The 21,352-nt window shown below is 50.5% G+C and carries 19 protein-coding genes; 2 read left to right on the forward strand and 17 right to left on the reverse strand.

Annotation, left to right across the window (positions count from 1 at the left end; translation table 11 throughout):
* Positions 1-165: 165 nt before the first annotated feature.
* The 9 genes from flhE to tar form a co-directional block, all read right to left on the reverse strand.
* On the reverse strand, positions 166-558 hold the full coding sequence (flhE, locus tag M977_RS02465; RefSeq protein ID WP_064511965.1) for a flagellar protein FlhE: 393 nt from the start codon (positions 556-558) through the stop codon (positions 166-168).
* On the reverse strand, positions 558-2,639 hold the full coding sequence (flhA, locus tag M977_RS02470) for a flagellar biosynthesis protein FlhA (RefSeq protein ID WP_064511966.1): 2,082 nt from the start codon (positions 2,637-2,639) through the stop codon (positions 558-560). Before flhA ends, flhE begins: the two co-directional genes overlap by 1 nt.
* Entirely contained in the window at positions 2,632-3,783 is a 1,152-nt protein-coding gene (gene flhB, locus M977_RS02475) for a flagellar biosynthesis protein FlhB (RefSeq protein WP_064511967.1), read from the reverse strand. The genes flhA and flhB overlap by 8 nt, the downstream gene beginning before the upstream one ends.
* Positions 3,784-3,923: 140 nt before the next feature.
* Positions 3,924-4,568, reverse strand: a complete 645-nt coding sequence (gene cheZ / locus M977_RS02480; RefSeq protein ID WP_034455095.1) for a protein phosphatase CheZ — start codon at positions 4,566-4,568, stop codon at positions 3,924-3,926.
* A 10-nt stretch (positions 4,569-4,578) separates the two neighbouring features.
* Positions 4,579-4,968, reverse strand: coding sequence for a chemotaxis response regulator CheY (cheY, locus tag M977_RS02485; RefSeq protein WP_034455094.1), 390 nt, complete (start codon positions 4,966-4,968; stop codon positions 4,579-4,581).
* A gap of 17 nt (positions 4,969-4,985) precedes the next feature.
* Positions 4,986-6,035: a protein-glutamate methylesterase/protein-glutamine glutaminase gene (locus M977_RS02490; RefSeq protein WP_064511968.1), complete on the reverse strand. Its 1,050-nt coding sequence runs from the start codon at positions 6,033-6,035 to the stop codon at positions 4,986-4,988.
* Entirely contained in the window at positions 6,032-6,898 is an 867-nt protein-coding gene (cheR, locus tag M977_RS02495; protein WP_064511969.1) for a protein-glutamate O-methyltransferase CheR, read from the reverse strand. Before cheR ends, M977_RS02490 begins: the two co-directional genes overlap by 4 nt.
* A gap of 19 nt (positions 6,899-6,917) precedes the next feature.
* Positions 6,918-8,522, reverse strand: coding sequence for a methyl-accepting chemotaxis protein (locus tag M977_RS02500; protein WP_064511970.1), 1,605 nt, complete (start codon positions 8,520-8,522; stop codon positions 6,918-6,920).
* 42 nt (positions 8,523-8,564) lie between these two features.
* Entirely contained in the window at positions 8,565-10,226 is a 1,662-nt protein-coding gene (gene tar / locus M977_RS02505; RefSeq protein ID WP_064511971.1) for a methyl-accepting chemotaxis protein II, read from the reverse strand.
* 587 nt (positions 10,227-10,813) lie between these two features.
* On the opposite strand from tar, the gene M977_RS02510 reads away from it, so the two are divergent.
* Entirely contained in the window at positions 10,814-12,076 is a 1,263-nt protein-coding gene (locus M977_RS02510; RefSeq protein WP_064511972.1) for a dicarboxylate/amino acid:cation symporter, read from the forward strand.
* Between the two features lie 68 nt (positions 12,077-12,144).
* Here M977_RS02510 and cheW read toward each other — a convergent pair whose 3' ends face one another.
* The 6 genes from cheW to flhD form a co-directional block, all read right to left on the reverse strand.
* Positions 12,145-12,645: a chemotaxis protein CheW gene (gene cheW, locus M977_RS02515; RefSeq protein WP_034455088.1), complete on the reverse strand. Its 501-nt coding sequence runs from the start codon at positions 12,643-12,645 to the stop codon at positions 12,145-12,147.
* Between the two features lie 29 nt (positions 12,646-12,674).
* Positions 12,675-14,678: a chemotaxis protein CheA gene (gene cheA, locus M977_RS02520; RefSeq protein WP_064511973.1), complete on the reverse strand. Its 2,004-nt coding sequence runs from the start codon at positions 14,676-14,678 to the stop codon at positions 12,675-12,677.
* Between the two features lie 10 nt (positions 14,679-14,688).
* Entirely contained in the window at positions 14,689-15,618 is a 930-nt protein-coding gene (motB, locus tag M977_RS02525) for a flagellar motor protein MotB (protein WP_064511974.1), read from the reverse strand.
* Positions 15,615-16,508, reverse strand: a complete 894-nt coding sequence (gene motA / locus M977_RS02530; RefSeq protein ID WP_064511975.1) for a flagellar motor stator protein MotA — start codon at positions 16,506-16,508, stop codon at positions 15,615-15,617. Before motA ends, motB begins: the two co-directional genes overlap by 4 nt.
* Positions 16,509-16,635: 127 nt before the next feature.
* Positions 16,636-17,214 (reverse strand): flagellar transcriptional regulator FlhC, encoded by a 579-nt coding sequence (gene flhC / locus M977_RS02535; RefSeq protein WP_064511976.1) that lies wholly within the window; start codon positions 17,212-17,214, stop codon positions 16,636-16,638.
* Between the two features lie 4 nt (positions 17,215-17,218).
* Entirely contained in the window at positions 17,219-17,569 is a 351-nt protein-coding gene (flhD, locus tag M977_RS02540) for a flagellar transcriptional regulator FlhD (protein ID WP_034455083.1), read from the reverse strand.
* An 806-nt stretch (positions 17,570-18,375) separates the two neighbouring features.
* On the opposite strand from flhD, the gene uspC reads away from it, so the two are divergent.
* Positions 18,376-18,798, forward strand: a complete 423-nt coding sequence (gene uspC, locus M977_RS02545) for a universal stress protein UspC (protein ID WP_064511977.1) — start codon at positions 18,376-18,378, stop codon at positions 18,796-18,798.
* A 296-nt stretch (positions 18,799-19,094) separates the two neighbouring features.
* Here uspC and otsA read toward each other — a convergent pair whose 3' ends face one another.
* Positions 19,095-20,519: an alpha,alpha-trehalose-phosphate synthase gene (otsA, locus tag M977_RS02550; protein WP_064511978.1), complete on the reverse strand. Its 1,425-nt coding sequence runs from the start codon at positions 20,517-20,519 to the stop codon at positions 19,095-19,097.
* A complete protein-coding gene (gene otsB / locus M977_RS02555) occupies positions 20,494-21,297 on the reverse strand; it encodes a trehalose-phosphatase (protein WP_064511979.1) in 804 nt (267 codons plus the stop codon). Before otsB ends, otsA begins: the two co-directional genes overlap by 26 nt.
* Positions 21,298-21,352 lie beyond the last annotated feature (55 nt).

Raw genomic sequence — 21,352 nt, forward strand, 5'->3', positions numbered from 1 at the left:
AACCTTTCCATTTTTGCCATCGTTTGATGAATGGTGGCAAAAATACAAAGTGTCTCAGCACTCGTATCACCGATTTATAAAACAGGGGTTTGTTTTTATCAAAAGTGCAGACTAAAAATGAGAGGTAGACGAGAAAAAGCCGCATCGTGAATGCGGCTTTGAGGACTAACGATAATTAACAATAACCTGATTAGTACGCACTTTTAAGGTGGGGAAAAGAGCGCCGCCGCCGGGAACTTCCCAGACAAAACGCAGTGGCTCATTTGCCGCCACATTGGTCAATTCACGCGTCGTACCGCTCTGCCCTTCTATCTCAACACAGCGCGTTAGCGAACATAATCTTACGTTAAGTCCGGCTGGGGTTGGACCAATCAGCTCATAACGCCAGGCGACCATAGTCATTACCCCACTCACGGGTTGCGAAGGTGCCAGAGCACGGGATGATGCTGAAATGCCCCGGTGGCTGAGCGTGGCACCCACGCCACTAGCCTGCCATGCTCCCTCACCTGCCGCATGGGTCATTAAAGGAAAAAGGATCAGCAATAACAGGCGGCTCATTATTTCGCTCCGATGGTCGCAGTCATACGGATATTACGGTTTTCAGAAAGCTCAAGGCTAGAAAGCACCATTAGTTGCGGCAGGCTGCGGCGTAAGAAACGCGCCAGTAATGGTCGCAGCGCATGGTTAACCAACAACACTGGCGGTGCACCGAGCATTTCCTGGCGTTTGAGCGCTTCCTGAGCTTGCTCCAGTAAACGGTCTGCTAGTCCCGGTTCCAGCCCACCTCCGCCCTGCAATGCCTGTAGAAGTAAGCGTTCCAGCGCCGCATCCAGGCCAATAACCTGCACCTCACCGTTGCCCGGGAACCACTGTTGAGTAATAGCCCTTCCCAACGCCACACGCACCACCGCCGTTAATTCATGCGGGTCATTTTGTATCGGTGCATGTTCTGCCAAAGTTTCAAGAATCGTGCGCATATCACGAATCGGCACTTTCTCAGCCAGCAGGTTTTGCAGAACTTTATGCAGTGTGGTTAACGTCACCACACCCGGCACCAGGTCCTCCGTGAGTTTCGGCATCTCCTGGGTTACACGGTCGAGTAATTGTTGTGCTTCCTGGCGGCCAAACAGTTCTGGCGCAAACTGCCCAATAAGATGGTTAAGATGTGTGGCGACCACGGTACTGGCTTCGACCACGGTAAAGCCCTGAATTTGCGCCTGCTCTTTAAGTGCGCTTTCAATCCAGGTGGCGGCAAGGCCAAACGCTGGGTCAATTGTCGCTTCGCCTGGCAAGGTACCTGCCGCAGTCCCAGGGTTAATAGCAAGCCAGCGCCCAGGATACGCATCGCCACTGCCAATCTCGACGCCCTTCATCAGGATACGATAACGTGCCGGCGGCAAGTCCATGTTGTCGCGAATATGGACTACCGGCGGTAGGAATCCCATATCCTGCGCGAATTTCTTACGGATACTGCGGATTCGCCCTAACAGCTCGCCGTCTTGCTGGAAATCCACCATCGGAATCAGGCGGTAACCTACTTCCATTCCCAGCGAATCTTCCAGTTGCACATCATTCCAGGTGGCCTCAACCGCCTGCGGGTTTTCCTGGGGTTTGACCGGGGCTGATGGGGCTGCGGGCTGCTCCATCTGGCGGCCACGCATCCACCATGCCAGCCCAAGTAATGCGGCCGTAAACAGCAGGAAGACAAAGTTTGGCATTCCTGGCACCATGCCAAGCAAACCAAGAACACCGGCACTCAGCAGCATAACGCGTGGGTTGTTGAACAGCTGGGTGACCATCTGCTCGCCAACATCCTGGTCGGTTGCAACACGGGTAACGATAACACCCGCAGCGGTCGAGATGACCAGCGCCGGGATCTGCGCAACCAGGCCATCACCGATGGTCAACAGCGTATAAGTTTCTGCTGCTGCGCCAAAGGGCATGTCGTGCTGAAGCATGCCGACCAACAGGCCACCCACCACGTTAATCACCATGATCATCAGCCCGGCGACCGCATCGCCACGCACGAATTTACTGGCCCCGTCCATCGAGCCGTAAAAATCAGCTTCTTGTGTGACTTCTGAACGGCGTTTTTTCGCTTCGTCTTCACCAATCAAGCCAGCGTTAAGATCGGCATCAATCGCCATCTGTTTACCCGGCATACCGTCCAGCACAAAGCGCGCGCCCACTTCAGCAATACGCCCCGCACCTTTGGTGATAACCATAAAGTTGATGATAACGAGGATGATAAACACCACGATACCGATGGCGAAGTTGCCGCCAACGAGGAAGTGACCGAAAGCCTCAACCACTTTACCCGCAGCCGCACCACCGGTATGACCATCCATCAAAATGATACGTGTCGAGGCCACGTTCAGCGCCAGGCGCAGCAACGTGGTAAACAGCAGAATGGTTGGGAAAGCCGCAAACTCGAGGGTTTTCTGGGTGAACATCGCCACCAGCAGAACCATGATCGACAGAGCGATGTTAAAGGTGAACAGCAAATCCAGTATAAACGCCGGGAGCGGCAGTACCATCATCGACAAGATCATCAAGATCAGTATCGGTCCGGCAAGAATTTGCCATTGCCCGGATTTCATACTGGCAGGCAGACGCAGTGTTGCGAGCAAATTAGCCATCGGAGTCCTTCTCGTTTGCAAAGTCCAGCGCTTCAGGCACTGGAAGGTTTTCAGGTTTTTTCGGGATTAAACCGCCAGCGACACGCCAGCGCCGCAGTTGCCATACCCATGCCAACACTTCTGCTACAGCGGAATACAACTGCCCAGGAATTTGTTGCCCTATCTCAGCATGACGGTATAACGCACGCGCCAGTGGTGGGGCTTCGAGCATTGGAATACGGTGCTCATTGCCAATTTCACGGATACGCAACGCAACCAGCCCAGCCCCTTTCGCCAGCACTTTTGGCGCACTCATTTTGTTTTCGTCGTATTGCAATGCCACCGAGTAGTGCGTCGGGTTAGTCACAATCACGTCGGCTTTCGGCACATCTGACATCATGCGGCGACGTGCGGCCGCGCGCTGTTGTTGGCGAATACGCCCTTTAACATGCGGGTCACCCTCTTGTTGCTTGAACTCGTCGCGAATATCCTGGCGGCTCATGCGTAGCTTTTTAATGTTGCTGAAAATTTGGAAGAACACGTCAAAGCCGACCATTGGTGTCAGCCCCAGCACAATCAGCAAACCACACACCGCCACCATATTGAGTGCGTGTCCCAAAGCGGCCAATGGCGGTTCACTCATCAGGCGCATCATCTCTGGCCATTTATGCAGTAGATACCAGGCCGTTACGCTGCCAACCAGGATGGCTTTGAGGAAGGCTTTCAGGAGTTCAGCGCCTGCCTGGGCAGAGAACATCCGCCCGAGCCCGGAAATTGGATTCATTTTGCTGAATTTAAACTGTATCGACTTCCCGCTGAACAGGATGCCACCCAACAGCATAGGGGCGGCAATCGCCACAATCACCAGCCCGAAAATCAGGGGCAACAGTGCCCAAACGGCCTGTTTTATCAGTTGGCTGATTTGTTTAACGATAAGATTGGGGTCGTTAATAATGCTGTGATCAAAATGAAGACCAGTAGACAACATTGCCGCTAGCTGTCGTGCCAACGGATCCCCGCCCATCCAGATAATGCTGATTCCCACCAATAGCATAAGCAGTGAGGTCAACTCGCGGGATCGGGGAATCTGCCCATCTTCGCGCGCTTTTTCAAGTCGGTGGGGTGTGGGGGCTTCTGTTTTGTCGTCGTCGCTTTCTTCTGACACTGCAACAATCTCGTGGCCACAATTACCAGCACAGCATGTCAGAAAGGGGTAACGCTAATGGGAGGAAAACGGGGGGATTTGTGGGTTTGTTTGTGGGTTAAGCGATGCGCAGCGCCCATTATCAGGCACTGCGCGAAGCCTTAAAACCCTAAACTATCCAGTAAATCATCAACCTGATCCTGGCTTGCAACCACACCCGCTGCGGTGGCGTTCATTTGCGGGCCGTTGAGCAGGCTGTCGGCTGGGCGTTTCGCACGCGCATCCAGTTCTGGCATGTTTTCCATTAACACCATCAACAACTGGCGTTCAATTTCCTGGATAACATCCATCATGCGTTTGATGACCTGACCGGTTAAATCCTGGAAGTCCTGCGCCATCATGATTTCCAGAAGCTGGGCATTGGTAAAGCTGGTGTGACTCGGGACGCCAGACAAGTAGCTGCGCGTATCGGTAACCAGTTCACGGGCATCACCCAGCTCGATTGGATTTTCAAACCAGGCATCCCAGCGGCCATTGAGTGCTTTGGCATCGGATTCAAGTTTGTTCTGATGAGGCTGAGCCAGCTCCACACAGTTCAGCGCGCGTTCTGCGGCCTGCGCGGTCATCTGCACCACGTAGTCCAGGCGGTCGCGAGCATCGGGAATCGCTTCCGCCGCTTCAGCAATCGCCTGATCAAGGCCCAGTTCGCGTAAGCTGTCGCGCAGCATTCGGGTCAGGCTGCCTATCCGAACGATAATATCGCCGGTTGAATGTAACTCTGACGCGGGATTGGTAGATGAGTGCATGAGCCTCTCCTTACATGCCGAGCTTTTCGAAGATTTTGTTTAACTTCTCTTCAAGTGTTGCGGCGGTAAACGGTTTTACTACATAGCCACTCGCCCCCGCCTGTGCTGCGGCAATGATATTCTCTTTCTTCGCCTCAGCGGTCACCATCAATACCGGCAGAGCCGACATTGCGCCGTTGCCACGAATGGTTTTCAGCAACTCCAGACCGTCCATGTTCGGCATGTTCCAGTCAGAGATAACAAAACCAAAGCCGCCACCGTTGAGTTTATTGAGCGCATCGACACCATCTTCTGCTTCTTCGACGTTGTTGAAACCCAGCTCTTTTAGCAGGTTACGGACAATGCGACGCATGGTAGAGAAGTCATCTACCACCAAAAATTTGAGTTCTTTATCTGCCATTAATTGGGTTCCTTCTGTTAAATACGTATTGCCTGTCCGGCACTAATTTTTATCAACATTTGTTGACTGATTTCGCTTAAATCGACCACTTCGCTAACGCCACCACTGTTAATGGCCTCACGTGGCATGCCGAACACCACACAACTTGCTTCGTTTTGGGCGATAGTCCATGCCCCGGCTTTATGCATTGCCAACATCCCGGCGGCGCCGTCATTCCCCATTCCCGTCAAAATGACGCCTACGGCGTTTCGCCCGGCGAACTTCGCGACAGAATGGAACAGCACATCCACGGCCGGACGATGCCGGTTCACGGGTGGGCCATCATGAATTTTGATTTGGTAGTTCGCCCCGCTACGGGCAAGCTCCATATGTTTGTCGCCCGGTGCAATGTAGGCGTGCCCCGGTAGCACACGCTCGCCATCCTCGGCCTCTTTCACCGCAATCTGGCATAACTTGTTAAGCCGGTCAGCAAACGAGCGCGTAAAACCTGGTGGCATATGTTGAGTGATTAATACCGCCGGGCTTGAAAGCGGCAGCGGCTGCAACACATGGCGAATGGCTTCAGTGCCACCGGTTGACGCACCGATTGCTATCAATTTTTCTGAACTGAGCAACGGCCCGGCTTTTATCACCGTGGGCGCTGCAACGGGTGCGCGAGCCGCCAGTTTTGCCTTCGCAGCAGTACGCACTTTCTCCGCAATAGTTTCGCTGTAAGCCAGCATCCCTTCACGAATGCCTAACTGAGGCTTGGTGACAAAATCAATCGCGCCCAACTCCAGCGCCCGCAATGTCACTTCCGAACCTTTCCCGGTGAGCGATGAAACCATCACCACTGGCATCGGGCGCAGACGCATTAATTTTTCGAGAAAATCCAGGCCGTCCATGCGCGGCATTTCGACATCCAGCGTCAGCACGTCAGGGTTGAATTTCTTAATCAAATCGCGAGCTACAAGCGGGTCTGGTGCGGTTGCCACCATTTCCATGTCATCGTGGCTATTCACAATTTCGGTCATGATCTGGCGCATCAGGGCGGAGTCATCGACGCACAGCACGGTTATTTTTGTCATGATCTTTCCTTACTCAGTCCGTACACGGTCTGCCCACGCAGTAAGAACTCGCGGCTGAGGTTACTGAAGTTTTCCGAATGCCCGGCAAACAGCAATCCGCCCGGTTTTAGCAGCGGTACAAAACGCTGCAAAATTTGCTGCTGAGTCGCTTTATCAAAATAAATCATCACATTGCGACAAAAAATGGCGTCAAACGGTCCAGGAATTGGCGCTTGCTTGTCCAAAAGATTGATTGGCGCAAACTCCATATGGCTGGACAGATCGCTACGCACCCGCACCAGCCCATCATGTGGCCCGGTGCCACGCATGAAGTAGCGCTGCATCTGGAGCGGAGCCAGTGTTTTCAGTTCATCCTGGCGATAAATGGCACTCTGGGCTTTCTCCAGCACCTGGGTGTCGATATCACTGGCGAAGACTTTCCAGCGCCCAGGCGCCATACCCAGCACATCCGCGAGCGTTATAGCGATGGAATACGGCTCTTCACCGGTTGAGGCCGCCGCACTCCAGACTTTGTACTCCCCACTACGTTTACGCGCATGTTCTGCAAGAATCGGAAAGTGGTGACCTTCGCGAAAAAAAGCCGTCAGGTTAGTGGTCAGGGAGTTAATGAACGCCTGCCATTCGGCATTACTGCCGTTGGCCTCCAGCATGCTCAGGTAGTGCCCAAAATCCTCCAGTCCCAGGGTACGTAAACGTCGCACCAGGCGGTTGTAAACCATGTCTCGCTTGTGATCGGCCAGCACGATTCCTGCACGCTGGTAAATCAACTGGCATATCCGGCGAAAGTGCGTGTCGGACAGCGGTAGACGCTGTGTCATCTGTAACATTAATGACGATTGTCCAGTGGACAGTGGTGATGTCATAGCGCCTTCTCAGTCACAATCAGGGGGTAACGAGCACCCCGTTGGTTACTAAATCTCTGGTGACGTCTTCGTTGCCGACACTTTCCAGATTAAACACCGATACCACACCGCTGAGGTGTTCGGCCTGGTTTGCCAGAGCATCGGTTGCTGCTGCCGCTTCTTCTACCAGCGCGGCGTTTTGCTGTGTCACTTGATCCATCTGGCTTACCGCGAGTGCTACCTGCTCGATACCACGGCGCTGTTCGTCGGATGCAGACGCGATTTCGCCCATAATGTCGTTAACTTGCGTGACCGAACGCACGATTTCCGCCATCGTCGTGGCCGCTGTATCAACCAGTTGTGAACCGTGCTGCACGCGGTCGACCGACTCTTCGATCAGCACTTTGATCTCTTTTGCTGCCTGCGCGCTGCGTTGTGCCAGGTTGCGCACTTCGCCTGCCACCACAGCAAATCCACGCCCTTGCTCACCGGCGCGAGCAGCTTCTACTGCGGCGTTCAGCGCCAGGATGTTGGTCTGGAATGCAATGCCGTCAATTACGCTAGTGATGTCGCCAATTTTCTTCGAGCTGCCCGCGATGTCGTGCATGGTGCGGGCAACGTTTGCGGCCTGCTGACCACCTTGCTGTGCGGTGTCCGCAGCAGTACGGGAAAGCTGTGCGGCCTGGCGGGCATTATCGGCGTTCTGGCCCACCGTTGCGGTCAGTTGCTCCATGCTGGCGGCCGTTTGCGCAAGCGATGCGGCCTGTTGTTCGGTTCTGGAAGAGAGATCGTTGTTGCCTGCGGCAATTTCAGCGATCCCGGTGTGCATCGCCCCGCTGCCCTGGCGCACTTGCTGTACAGTCTCTTTCAGCGCTTGCTGCATGTTTTTCAGGCTGCGGAAAATCTCGGAGATTTCATTACGCCCATACACGCTTATCGGGCGTGCTAAATCGCCTGCGGCAATGTGCTCAAAGTGGCTACGCACAATATCCAGCGGCTGCACCAGCATACGGCGCGACCAGATAATTGAACCCACCAGCATCAGGATGGCGATCACCGTCACGCTGGCGAAAATAATCGCCGAGATCTGGTAGTTCAATTTGCTGTCAGCACTCGATGCCGCCACGGTGTCATTGATGCTTTGCTGCCAGGCGTTAAAGTAAGCGTCAAAAATATCCTGTGATTTCTGAATCGGCGCACTCAGAAAGTCAGAAAGCTGGTTGCTTTCAAGCCAGGTCGCCTGATGCTGTAAATCATCGCGATAAGCGGCGTAGCTCTGCTTCGTCGACACCACCATATCCTCACCTTCTTTATTTAAAGGTGGGATTTCCAGAAACTGGTTAAACAGCATGTCAGCCTGTTTCAGGCTGCCACGGGCATTTGCCATCAGGCGCTTAATGTCTTCCGGCGGGTAACTGAGTGCTGTCAGCGTACCGGCACGGCTTAAGGCAGTACTGGCCTGTAACAAAGCCGCACGGCTTTGCGTTAAGGTGTCACGTTGTTGGTTTCCGACTTCAACCATTTTAAGATTCTGAAAATCATCCCTGAATGCCCAAAAAGACAATCCATTACTGCCAATCTGCAGCACGCCGCAGACGATCAAGATTAACAACAGAGTGGTCGAAATTCGGATACGGTTGAACATCACAGCCCCTCAGCCGACACGTCTGCCGGCCATTAATGTTTCTTAGAAAGTTTCCCAGTTATCGTCGCGCCCGCTTACGGCCGGTTTACTCGTTTTGAGCGTCGGCGCAGGCGAAGGTGTGGTGCTAACCGAAGGTGTCAACGCAGGTTCCGTTGTTAAACGGAAGGCTGCGACCAGCTGGTTAAGCATGCTGGCTTGTTCTTCAAGTGCTGCGGCGGCAGAGGCTGATTCCTCCACCAGCGAGGCGTTCTGCTGAGTCACGCGGTCCATTTCTGAAACTGCCAGCGCAACCTGTTCGATACCGCGACTTTGTTCATCAGAGGCAGAGGCAATTTCACCCATGATGTCGGTGACACGCGTCACCGCATTCACGATGTCGCTCATGGTTTCTCCGGCGCTTTCAACCAACACAGAGCCGGTATCCACGCGGGAAACTGAATCTTCAATCAGTGATTTGATCTCTTTCGCCGCCTGAGCGCTGCGTTGTGCCAGGTTGCGCACTTCACCGGCAACTACCGCGAATCCACGCCCCTGTTCACCGGCACGAGCTGCTTCTACTGCGGCGTTCAGCGCCAGAATGTTGGTCTGGAAGGCGATACCGTCAATCACACCGGTAATATCAGCAATTTTCTTCGATGAACCGGCAATGTCGTGCATGGTCTTCACTACCCCATCCACAACTTTGCCGCCGCGCTGAGCGGTTTCGGAGGCGCTTAATGCTAATTGAGATGCCTGACGGGCGTTTTCCGCATTCTGTTTCACGGTCGCGGTGAGCTGTTCCATGCTGGCGGCAGTTTCTTCAAGCGATGCCGCCTGCTGTTCGGTACGGGAAGAGAGGTCGTTATTTCCGGCGGCTATTTCCGTCGCACCGCTGTAGATGGCATCAGAACCATCACGCACGCTGCCGACGGTTATGATCAGTTCTTGCTGCATATGGCGCACACTGGAAGTCAGTTCGCTAATCTCATTGCGGCCATTCGAGACGATATTTTCAGTCAGGTTGCCGTTGGCAATTTCACGAATATGACCGATAACCACCGACAGCGGTTGCAGCAAAATCCGACGCATGCCGACCCACACCAGCAAAATCACAACTGCCAGTGCTAACGCAAGGCCAACAATTTGCCATTTCGCGAAGTTGTAATCCTGAGTGCTGGCAATGTAAGAGTGCTCGTACATGCGGTCATTTAGCGCAATATAGTCGCTATATTCTTTCTCCAGCGCGTTTTGCAGGCTTTGGGTGGACTGCGCAAAGTAGGCGTCCATATTGCCGCTTTCGAGGTAGCCCACCAGCTCGCTTAACGCCTGGTTGTAGTTCCGGTAGTCGTCATCAATACCGTTAACCACAGCTTCGAGCTCCGGGTTAATGGCAGGGATTTGTTTAAACAGGGTGTAATGTTTCTGAGCATCGGCAAGGGATTTTTTGGCGTTATTAAGCAAGTCGGTTTTTGCCGCGCTTTGCCCGTTACTGGCATCCATCATCATGCGGGCAGCCGAACGACTGAGGTTAATGCGCGTTTGCAGCATCAATTCCCAAGTGTTTGCCAGTTCCGATTGCTGAACTCGTAACTCTTTGGAAACTTTAAAACTATCGTTATTTTGTTTGAGCGAGTTAAAGAACATTCCGCCAGAGATGAGTTGGAGGAGAGCGAACACCACCAGCACCATCATTAGCATGGTGACAACGCGAATACGGTTCAACATATAACACCCTTTTAATGATTTCTTATCGGTGTTATCGGCATGAAGAAACGGAACTTTAACGGAAACCGGGCGGGATGCGGGTTATTGCATTAATGCAGTGAATTTAACAACCAGATGCTGAGAAGTGTTTGCAGTTGTGCTGTCAGGTTTACATTTTCGCAAGGCATCCAGAGTGAATCCTTTTTTTGTTAAACCTTCATTTTAAATACCCTTACGTTCGACTGCCTGAGCGCTGAATAAGCGCATGCATTGAAATTTAGCTCAGGAATTCAGAAGCGCTCAGAAATCGAACAAGCGACTGGTTAATGGGATGATGTGAAATATTTTCCCGCTTAATCAATTCATTACTCATGCCAACATTGGGTAACTCTGCGGTTTTGCGAAAACAACAGGATTTTTTCGTGATGAAAATCACATTGTTACGTCAGCGTTTCCGAATTAACAAATATGACAAATAGTAAAAAATAGTTGAATCCTGGCGAGCTTTGGTTCAATTTATGGGCCGAATGTATATTGGCCAACCATAAAAATTACATATGGCTCAATAAGTTAATTAATTGTTACTAATCGACGGGGTTATTACGTAATTGTCTAGTTCAAACAAACTCACGCTGTTCATTCTTCTGTTCATGTTTGCCGGGATCCTCTCGGGTGCTGCAATCCATGAATACGCAGCCGCAGAAAACATCAAAAGTTATGCCGAAAACATCACGCTGTTTACCGACATCTTTTTACGCCTGATCAAAATGGTTATTGCTCCATTAGTGTTCAGCACCCTGACCGTGGGCATTATGAAGATGGGCGAGACGTCCACCATTGGCCGCGTCGGTGGCAAAGCGATGGTGTGGTTTATCTCTTCATCTGTGCTGTCTATCCTGATTGGCCTGTTCATCGTCACGCTCCAGCATCCGGGCTCAGGCATGAATCTTCAGGTGCCAGCGGGTGATGTGCAAACCGGTCTTGCGGTAAGCGGCATGAACCTCAAAGCGTTTATCTCTCATACCATTCCAACCAGCATTGCAGGCGCGATGTCGAACAACGAAATCCTGCAAATTGTGGTGTTCTCTCTGTTCTTCGGTATTGCTGGTGCATCACTGGGTGAGAAATTTAACACCCCGTTAGTTGCGGCTTTGGATGTGGTTTCTCACATCATGCTGAAAGTGACAGGCTATGTAATGTATGTGGCACCACTGGCTATCTTTGCGGCTATTTCTTCTGTCGTTGCGACGGAAGGCCTGGGGATTTTGCTTAACTACGCATCCTTTATTGGTGGTTACTACCTCGCAATTATCCTGACCTGCATGGTGCTTATTGGTGTTGGCTATATGGTCCTCAAGCGCGATGTATTCCGCCTGATTGCGATGCTGAAAGATCCGGTTCTGGTGGCATTTACCACCAGCAGTTCTGAAGCAGCTTATCCGAAAACACTAGACCAGCTCACGCGCTTTGGTTGCTCTCGTAACATTGCATCATTTGTTCTACCGATTGGTTATTCGTTCAACCTGGTCGGTTCAATGGTGTATTGCTCTTTTGCTTCCATGTTTATCGCTCAGGCGTACAACATCCACCTGACTTTCTCTGAGATTGTGGTGCTGATGCTGACATTAATGCTGGCGTCAAAAGGGATTGCGGGCGTACCGCGTTCTGCGCTGGTTGTACTGGCAGCAACCATCCCAAGCTTCAATATTCCGGTAGCAGGTATTTTACTGCTGATGGGCATCGACCACTTCCTGGATATGGGCCGTTCTGCCATCAACGTATTGGGTAATGGCGTTGCAACAGCAATGCTGTCGAAAAATGAAGGTGAGCTGGAAGAACAAACTGAAGCAGGTGAGCGCGTAGAAGCGTAATTTTCCTGTATTTGCTTTAATAGTGGCGGATGGCGCTTGCGCTTATCCGCCCTATAAAGAAGTAACTATTAAGCCACGCGCGCCGCGCTATCGACCAACGCCATCTCTTCGCTGTTAAGCAGCTTCTCAATATTCACCAGAATCAGCATACGGTCGCCTAGTGCACCGAGACCAGTCAGATACTCAGTTGAAAGCGTCACAGCAAACTCTGGTGCCGGGCGAATTTGCTCAGCGGTCAGAGATAACACGTCAGATACACCATCTACCACAATACCCACCACGCGCTGACCAAAGTTCAGCACAATGACCACGGTGTTATCGTTATATTCCACGCCATCCTGGTCAAACTTAATACGCAGGTCGAGGATCGGGACAATCACACCGCGCAGGTTAGTGACTCCCTTGATAAATGCCGGAGTATTGGCGATACGCGTGACTTGGTCGTAACCGCGAATTTCCTGCACTTTTAAAATATCGATGCCGTACTCTTCATCACCGAGGGTAAAGACCAGGAACTCTTGCCCTACCGTTTCCCCGGTCAGTTTTGTCACATTGGTTAATCCACTCATTTTCTTATCCTTTCTCAAAACCCGGAGAATCAGGCGGCGGTGCCGGCCATACGTTGTTCACGGTTCAAACCTTGCAGCGCTGAGACATCAACAATCAGTGCCACACTGCCATCACCGAGGATGGTTGCTGCGGAAATCCCCGGCACTTTGCGATAGTTGCTTTCAAGGTTTTTAACGACCACCTGATGTTGACCAATCAGCTGATCCACCAGCAGCGCGTAACGTCGACCAGCGCTTTGCAAAATCACCACAATGCCTTGCGTCGCTTCAGTTTTCGCACCCGCAACATCAAATACTTTCCACAACTCAACCAGTGGCAGGTATTCGCCACGAACTTCAAGTACGCGCTCACCACCGGCAAGAGGATGCAGATCGTCTTCTTTCGGCTGTAGCGACTCCATCACCGCATTGAGTGGCAGGATAAACACTTCGTCGCATACTTTTACCGACATCCCATCAAGAATGGCGAGGGTCAGCGGCAACATAATGCGGATGGTGGTGCCAACATTGGCCTGCGATTTAACTTCAACATGGCCACCCATTTCCTGGATGTTACGCTTCACCACGTCCATGCCTACACCGCGCCCGGAAACGTCTGTAACCTGCTCGGCGGTAGAGAATCCAGGGGCGAAAATCAGCATGCCGACTTCGTCGTCCGACATGTTTTCATGCACTGGCATCCCCTGCGATAGCGCTTTAGCAAGAATGCGATCACGGTTCAGGCCCGCACCATCATCAGAAACTTCAATGCAGATGTTCCCGCCCTGGTGCTCGGCAGAAAGAATTAAGTTACCAACTGCTGATTTCCCCGCTGCAAGGCGTTTTTCCGGGGTTTCGATGCCATGATCGAGGCTATTACGCACCAGGTGAGTCAGTGGGTCGATAATGCGTTCAATCAGACTTTTATCCAGTTCAGTGGAGCTACCTTGCAGAGTCAGTTCAACCTGTTTATCCAGCTTACTCGCCAGATCGCGCACCAGACGCGGGAAGCGACTGAAGACATACTCCATTGGCATCATACGGATAGACATCACCGACTCTTGCAAGTCACGGGCGTTACGTTGTAACTGACCCATGCTGGTAATTAGTTCGCCGTGATCAACCGGGTCTAATTCATTGGATCGCTGTGCCAGCATCGACTGGGTAATCACCAGCTCGCCAACCAGGTTGATTAACTGATCAACCTTCTCAACCGCAACGCGAATGCTGCTTGATTCGCTGACACGCGTAGGTTTGCTTTCTCTTTCCGTACGTGGTGCGACCGGAGCCACAGGCGCGGCAACTACTGGCTGAGGTGCGTTAACCGCAAGTGCCACCGGCACTTCTTCTGACTCAACTGCAGCGGCTGGCGTAGCAGTTGCCGTTAACGGAAGAAATTCGATTTGCTCAGGCTCGATGACAAAGCAGAGCACCGCGCTAATGTCGTCAGCACTTACCGTCGTTTCAATAGTTGCAGTGACAGAGTTTTCACCCTTTTCCACTTCACTTAAGGTGCCGAGGTTACCCAGCTCTTCGAGCAGTAAATCTAGTTCAGTCGATTTCAGCCCGGTAATCGCAATGCGCAAATTGCCATCGTTAGTTGGCAGCGCATCGACTGACTCTTTTTCCACGACGGTCAATTTTGCAGGCGGCGCAGGTATTTCACCTTTGGCTTCCAGAGCCAGTTGGCGCAGCGCTTTGCAGATATAATCGAAACTCTCAGCATCTGGGACCTGTGAGTTTTTATAAGCGTCCAACTGTTCCTGCATAATATCTTTGGTTTCCAAAAACAGGTTGATGATATCGGTGTTGAGGTGCATCTCACCGCGCCGGGCATCGTCGAGCAGGTTTTCCATTAAATGCGTGGTTTCCTGCAAAACGCTGAAACCGAAAGTCCCGGCGCCACCTTTTATCGAGTGTGCTGCGCGGAATATGGCATTCAGCAGTTCTGAATCTGGCGCTTCAGGATGCAGATTCAGCAGGTGCTGTTCCATATCGGCCAGTAGCTCGTCGGCCTCGTCAAAAAATGTCTGGTAAAAATCGCTGATATCCATACTCACGCTATCACCTCGTACCGGGTTGTGGCGGTAATGTGTTCTGCGCCGGTTCCGCGGCAGCAGGTTGTTGGAGAATGCTTATTGGCTGGTTATCGCTTTCTGCGTTTTCATGCACGATGGCATCCTCAGCTTGTTTGTTGAGCACCAGCAAACTAATGCGCCGGTTAATAGCATCACCAGGTCCGCGATTAGTCAGGCGCATGGTTGATGACATACCTACGACGCGCAGGACTTTGCCGTCGATTAAACCGCCAGCCATTAATTCACGCCGCGAGGCGTTGGCCCGGTCGGCGGAAAGTTCCCAGTTGCTATAACCGTGCTCACCCATGGCATAAGGCAAGTCATCAGTGTGGCCAGATAAACTAATTTTATTTGGGAAATCATTTAGTAATGGCGCAATGCTGCGCAGAATATCGCGCATGTAAGGCTCAACTTCTGCACTGCCATTTTTAAACATCGGGCGGTTCTGACTGTCGATTATTTGTATCCGCAGCCCCTCCTGCACCAGATCAATTTGCAGATGTGGGCGCAGCGCACGCAGTTTAGGGTCAGATTCAATCAGCTGATCCAGTTTGTCGCCCAAGCGCTTAAGGCGGTTGGCTTCCATCCGTTTTCTGAGATCTTCAATATTCGGCTGTCTTTTCACTTCGCCTTGTTGCTGTGTCACATCGTCGCCACCGCCAGGAATGGGACTTTGGCTGTCGGCGATACGCTGCCCGCCGGTAATGGCGGCAGAAAGTGGCGTACGGAAATAGTCGGCAATTTGCGCCAGTTCTTTAGGGCTGGAGATGGAAATCAGCCACATCACCAGAAAAAAAGCCATCATCGCAGTCATGAAGTCAGCGTAGGCAATTTTCCACGAACCGTGCGCGCCGCCGCCGTGGCCTTTATGCTTACGGCGTTTTACGACAATAATCGGGCGCGCGTTGTGCTTCATACTTCTTCTTCCGTGGCGCGCGATTGCGCGTTCGGAGAACGAACAGCACGAACATGTTCTTCAAGCTCAACAAATGATGGGCGCTCACTGGAGTAAAGGGTTTTACGACCAAATTCGACAGCAATCGGCGGCGCGTAACCATTCAGACTCGAAAGCAAAGTGACTTTTACGCACTGCATCATTTTGGTCGTTTCAGCGCTTTTTTGGCGTAAAACGGTGGCAAGCGGTGAAATAAATCCGTAGGCCAGCAAAATCCCCAGGAAGGTTCCAACCATAGCGTGGGCAATTAATGCGCCCAATTCTCCTGCCGGGCGGTCCGCAGAAGCCAACGCATGCACCACCCCCATTACGGCAGCGACAATACCGAATGCCGGAAGTGAATCCCCCATGATGGCAAGGCTATTGGCTGGTATTTCAGCCTCACTTTCATGGGTTTCAATCTCCTCATCCATCAATGCTTCAATTTCAAATGAATTCATATTCCCGCTGATAATCAGACGCAGGTAATCAATAATGAATTCCAGCATCAGAGTGTCGGCAAGAATACGCGGGTAACTGGCGAAGATTTCGCTTTCTTTCGGATTTTCGATATCACGTTCGAGCGAAAACATCCCTTGTTGGCGGGACTTCGCCATCAAGCGATAAAGCAAGGCCATGAGATCCATATACATGCTTTTGGTGTATTTCGAGCGGCGAAAAAGTAATGGCAATGCTTTCACCGTTGCTTTAATAGCCTTACCGTTATTCCCAACGATAAATGCCCCAATTCCCGCCCCACCAATGATGATAAATTCAGCTGGTTGATAGAGTGCGCCAAGATGACCACCGGTCATCATATAGCCGCCGAATACTGTCGCGATAACGACCAGATAGCCTATTACAATCAGCACGAGTACATCCTTCTGCTGTTAAATGTGACGAGGAATCACAAATCAGAGGTGTTTATGGCTCAGTGCAGGGCAAAAAAAAGCAGCGATAATTGCTTATCGCTGCTGGAGTGTTTACCACACCGAACTGTTAAACGGCCTGTTTGACCTGTTCATCCAGCAGTTGTGGAATAATATCGGCAGTATTCGTAGAAAGTTTACGTCTTTTTACCGCTCTCGACGGCGGCTGGCATAAACTGCAAGCAAAGCTACCTGCGGGCTGATGTGCGTGAGTAATAAAGTTACCACCACAGGAATTGCAACAGTTCAATTCAAGCATGTTACTTTCAACAAAACGCACCAGTGTCCAGGCGCGAGTCAGCGCCAGCAGCGGCCCGCTTTCTTGTGCCGGGCATTGTTCCAGGTACAAGCGGTAAGCCTTAATGACTGCATCGACACCGGTACATAATCCGGTGCGCAGCAAGAACTGCCAGGCGTTGCAAAACATAGAAGCATGAATATTCTGCTCCCACGTCATAAACCAGTCGGTAGAAAAAGGCAGCATCCCTTTCGGTGGTGGGCTACCACGGAGCTCTTTATATAGTTTGATCAGTCGGCCACGGCTTAATTGCGTTTCGCTTTCCAGCATCTGCAATCTTGCACCGAGCGTGATTAACTCCATCGCCAGTTGTATATCACGGGCTTCCTGAACAATACTTTTTTCGCTCATTTTGCTACGCCCTTTTTTTGCGAGGTGCCTCGTCTATTGCGGAGACCTCATTTAATAAGCGGGTGGATAACAAAATGCCAGTATGAATTTGCTGTAAATCATCCACACGAGAGTCTTGTGTCAGGCGGGTAATGGTTTGGTTATCGTTAAAGCGGAATTGGCAAATCAACTGGTTGGTTTCCGCCAATTTCACCATTTGCGGCAATGTTAATTCACTCAGGGAATTAGCCATATCCTCGGTCACTCCCAAACGAAACATTGCTGAGGCTTTATCGCTACTAATAAGGCGCTGCGCAAGCAACAAATACGATAAATTAATATCGTAGATATGTTTCAACAACTCGGATGTATGCATTTTGTTCATCCTGAAAAACTTACTTTTATACATGCGGTATTACCGCACCCCGTGAGTCGCCGAGAAATCCCGGTTAAAATTAGAACAACCAAAAAAGACAAATTCAATTGACTGATAACACGCACTGAATCCACCGACACGAAAATGCAGTGGAGACTTCCTTGTGGGTACGTTCTTATCGGAGCTTAAATTTCTGACATTAAATTAAGATTTTTCCTAATTCCGGGCAAACTCTACTCGTAGCCCTTTAGACATACAATGCGGATGCCTGCGAATTTTGAGTTATATGTGACACAGATCACATATATTTACTTTATGACTCACCTTAAAACATCAGCAAGACTTTTCATTTGCTCACTAAACAATCAAACTGGAAATAACCGTTACGTTAATCTGGTAAAACCTTTTCGTTTGCCTAACAATCTGATGACTTGCCATCAATAACGTCTCTTAAGACCTACTTAGCTATGTGATTTATATCGCATTTTTTGTCAGGCAAATTAATACTCTGCGACAATGTTTGTTTTTAGCACATAACGCCTTGAAGTTATCTATTCCGTGTAAGAATGGCGATAAATTCTTACGCCAGGATGACAGAGGCAGTACCAATATAAATTAATACTAAAGTTTGATGGAAAAACGAGCTGCCCAGGCAGTAAGACTGTTTCACAAGTCATTTACATTAGAGTTATTAATCATTTTTCATGAGCAGACGCACATTCTTTATGGGTACTATTCTTGCGTAAGAATGTGATATGTAGTAGGGGAAGTGTAAGTAATTTGTTATCAATTAGCGGGAGGTTGTCATGAGTTACCAACATATATTGGTTGCTGTCGCCATCAGTCCAGAAAGCCAGCTCTTGGTAGAAAAGGCGGTTTCAATCGCACGACCGGTGAATGGGAGAATTTCGCTGATTACACTGGCATCCGACCCCGAACTGTATAATCAATTTGCCGCACCCATGATGGAAAACCTACGGGAATTAATGCTTGAAGAGACTCAGCTTTTTATTGATGAGCTGGTTAAAACGGCAAATCACCCTATTACAGAAACGGTTATTGCTACCGGCGAATTAAGTGAGCACATTCTGGCAATATGTAATAAGGGTTCTGTGGATTTAGTGATTTGTGGTAACCACAATCAATCCTTTTTCAGCAAGATAATTTGCTCCGCGAAAGCAGTGGTAGCATCCAGTCAGGTTGACGTTTTGCTAGTCCCGCTGAGATAAGCAGTATTTAAGTTAAATCTGGCTTATATCATCAGAAATAACAGGGGTATCTATCTTAAATTGATGTCACTCAAAGCTAACTTCAAAACAAAAATTCAAAAGCCCATTCGATTTTGACCTGGCTCCGAATATAAATTGCTTAAGCTTTACCGTGAAATAGCAATTCAATGATCTGGCGAGGGTTGTCAGGGGGAAAATATCCCCCTGACACGTTCACCGTTAGCGGGTTTGCAATACAGGTAAATCATCTATGCGAACGGAATAATCACCGCCCGACCATGGGCGATGGGATAGAGTCACGCCGAGTTAGGAAACGTTGCCACCTTCTTTCCCATCTCAAACTCCTCATTTCGTGGAGCAACCTGCTTTAGGTCCTCTATAAACCGCTTCTGCCAGTGGTGAATATCATTCTTCTCAATCACCGTCATCATTTCGCTATGGCGTGATATACGTTCGGCCAAAGGCATAGTTAACGCACGATCCAGGGCTGCGGCAACGTCGTCACGGTCGTAAGGGTTAACAATGAGTGCCGAGGATAATTCATTTGCGGCACCGGCGAATTTCGACAACACCAGCACCCCCGGATTAGCAGGGTCCTGAGCCGCAACATACTCTTTCGCCACCAGGTTCATCCCATCACGCAGTGGAGTCACTAAGCCAACATCCGCATGGCGGAATACTTTCATTACCAGTTTGCGATCAAAATGTTGATTCAAATAGTACAGCGGAGTCCAGCCCAACTGACCGTACTTACCATTGATGCGCCCTGCTTCAGTTTCCAACTGATGACGAATATCCTGATACGCCTGCACATCGCCACGCGAAGTCGGTGCAATTTGCGTGTAACGGATTTTCCCGTGATGCTGGGGATAATTTTCCAGTAGCGCTTCAAAAGCGAGAAACCGTTCAGGCAATCCTTTGGAGTAGTCCAGTCGCTCAACCGAGAAGATGTTTTTGATACTCCCCAATTCCGCTTTAAGCTGCGCCAACTTCGGCGGCAGCGGACCTTGAGCGCTCTTTTTAATTTCTTCTGGTTCGATACCTATCGGATACACTTCAGTGCGAAACGTATTGCCATACGCCTGATGCTGGTTTTTATCCAGGCTATCAAGCCGCGTCTGACTTGCAACACAATCCAGGAATGCCTGGCGATCGTTTTCCGTCTGAAAACCCAGTAAATCGTATTCACACAACGCTTCGAGTAACTCCTCATGCGGCGGGAGCGCGTTAAATACTTCAGGCGTTGGGAATGGAATATGTAAGAAAAAACCGATGCGGTGATTTAGCCCTTGTTTGCGGCAATCTGCGGCGAAGGGCAGCAAATGATAGTCATGTACCCATAAGACATCGTCTTTTTCCAACAATGGCTTAAGCTTGCTCGCAAGCATGGTATTAACCCGTTGATAGCCTTCCCAGGCTTCACGCTGATAATCGACCAGGTCCAGACGATAGTGAAATGCTGGCCAAAGGACAGCGTTGGAAAATTGCAGATAATAGCTTTCATAGTCTTCTTTGCTGAGATTGAAAGAAGCCCAGGTGATGTTGCCCCGTTTAGTCTTTTGTAATGCAGCATCGGGGTCACCGACCTCTCCACTCCAGCCAAACCACAGCCCTCCGGCCGTCTTTAAAGCACCCAAAATCCCCACAGCCAAGCCACCTGCACCACCTTTCTTATCGTCCGGTGGCGCAATGCGATTAGAGACTACCACTAAGCGACTCATAATCTTCTCCCCGTAAAATATCTGACTTTTGTTGTTCTATGTGTTGCGTTAATTTGCCAAGCCAGTGATAAACCATGCGCACGTTTGCCAGTCGGAAGTTAGCAATCGTGTCGCCATTTCCCACTTTAATGGTCACCCCTCCAAGGGCGTTAACCTGTTTAAACCCTGCTTCATCTGTTAAATCATCACCAATAAAAATCGGTGTGCGGCCCGCAAAGGGTGCCTCCTGCATAAATGCACGAATAGCAGCACCTTTATCAATACCCAAAGGTTTCAACTCCACGACACATTTCCCCGGTTGCAACGCCAGTTCAGGAAAGCGCTGTGTCATTTGCTGTGCCAATTCAAAAATAGCCTCTTCTGCTTCGGGCGCCTGGCGGTAATGCAGCGCAAAAGCCATCCCTTTAGCTTCAAGTTCAGTACCCGGAAGCTGTAAAAGCGCATTGCTTAAATGCTGATGTAATGCGGTTACTACCTGTTCAGGGAGCGCCACTACATGGGTTTTATCATTGATATCACGGCGTTCTGCCCCATGCACACCCGCGAGCGGGAAGTGAAATGGAGTGGCGAGCTTATCTAGCTCAGTCATTGAGCGCCCTGAAATCAATGCCAACGCCCCACCACTCATGAGCGACATTTTTTGCAGCAATGTGCGCACCGCAGCGGGGATATAAACCTGGTCCGGGTGCGGTTTGATTTCTGCAAGCGTGCCATCGAGGTCGAAGAAAAAGGCAAGGTTTCCTGAAAGTAGAGGCGGTACAGATGCAACTTCAGCCACCAGCGGCTCCTCCTTACATAGTTAGTATTACTACCGTAACGGTAGATTATGATTA

Origin of the sequence: Buttiauxella gaviniae ATCC 51604 (assembly GCF_001654835.1) — a bacterium.
Taxonomy (GTDB): domain Bacteria; phylum Pseudomonadota; class Gammaproteobacteria; order Enterobacterales; family Enterobacteriaceae; genus Buttiauxella; species Buttiauxella gaviniae.

Excerpts from the sequence above, each read along its gene's own strand:
- flhE (WP_064511965.1), bottom strand. The coding sequence starts at position 558 with ATGAGCCGCCTGTTATTGCTGATCCTTTTTCCTTTAATGACCCATGCG.
- flhA (WP_064511966.1), bottom strand. The coding sequence starts at position 2,639 with ATGGCTAATTTGCTCGCAACACTGCGTCTGCCTGCCAGTATGAAATCC.
- cheZ (WP_034455095.1), bottom strand. The coding sequence starts at position 4,568 with ATGCACTCATCTACCAATCCCGCGTCAGAGTTACATTCAACCGGCGAT.
- cheY (WP_034455094.1), bottom strand. The coding sequence starts at position 4,968 with ATGGCAGATAAAGAACTCAAATTTTTGGTGGTAGATGACTTCTCTACC.
- M977_RS02490 (WP_064511968.1), bottom strand. The coding sequence starts at position 6,035 with ATGACAAAAATAACCGTGCTGTGCGTCGATGACTCCGCCCTGATGCGC.
- cheR (WP_064511969.1), bottom strand. The coding sequence starts at position 6,898 with ATGACATCACCACTGTCCACTGGACAATCGTCATTAATGTTACAGATG.
- M977_RS02500 (WP_064511970.1), bottom strand. The coding sequence starts at position 8,522 with ATGTTCAACCGTATCCGAATTTCGACCACTCTGTTGTTAATCTTGATC.
- tar (WP_064511971.1), bottom strand. The coding sequence starts at position 10,226 with ATGTTGAACCGTATTCGCGTTGTCACCATGCTAATGATGGTGCTGGTG.
- cheW (WP_034455088.1), bottom strand. The coding sequence starts at position 12,645 with ATGAGTGGATTAACCAATGTGACAAAACTGACCGGGGAAACGGTAGGG.
- cheA (WP_064511973.1), bottom strand. The coding sequence starts at position 14,678 with ATGGATATCAGCGATTTTTACCAGACATTTTTTGACGAGGCCGACGAG.
- motB (WP_064511974.1), bottom strand. The coding sequence starts at position 15,618 with ATGAAGCACAACGCGCGCCCGATTATTGTCGTAAAACGCCGTAAGCAT.
- flhC (WP_064511976.1), bottom strand. The coding sequence starts at position 17,214 with ATGAGCGAAAAAAGTATTGTTCAGGAAGCCCGTGATATACAACTGGCG.
- flhD (WP_034455083.1), bottom strand. The coding sequence starts at position 17,569 with ATGCATACATCCGAGTTGTTGAAACATATCTACGATATTAATTTATCG.
- uspC (WP_064511977.1), top strand. The coding sequence starts at position 18,376 with ATGAGTTACCAACATATATTGGTTGCTGTCGCCATCAGTCCAGAAAGC.
- otsA (WP_064511978.1), bottom strand. The coding sequence starts at position 20,519 with ATGAGTCGCTTAGTGGTAGTCTCTAATCGCATTGCGCCACCGGACGAT.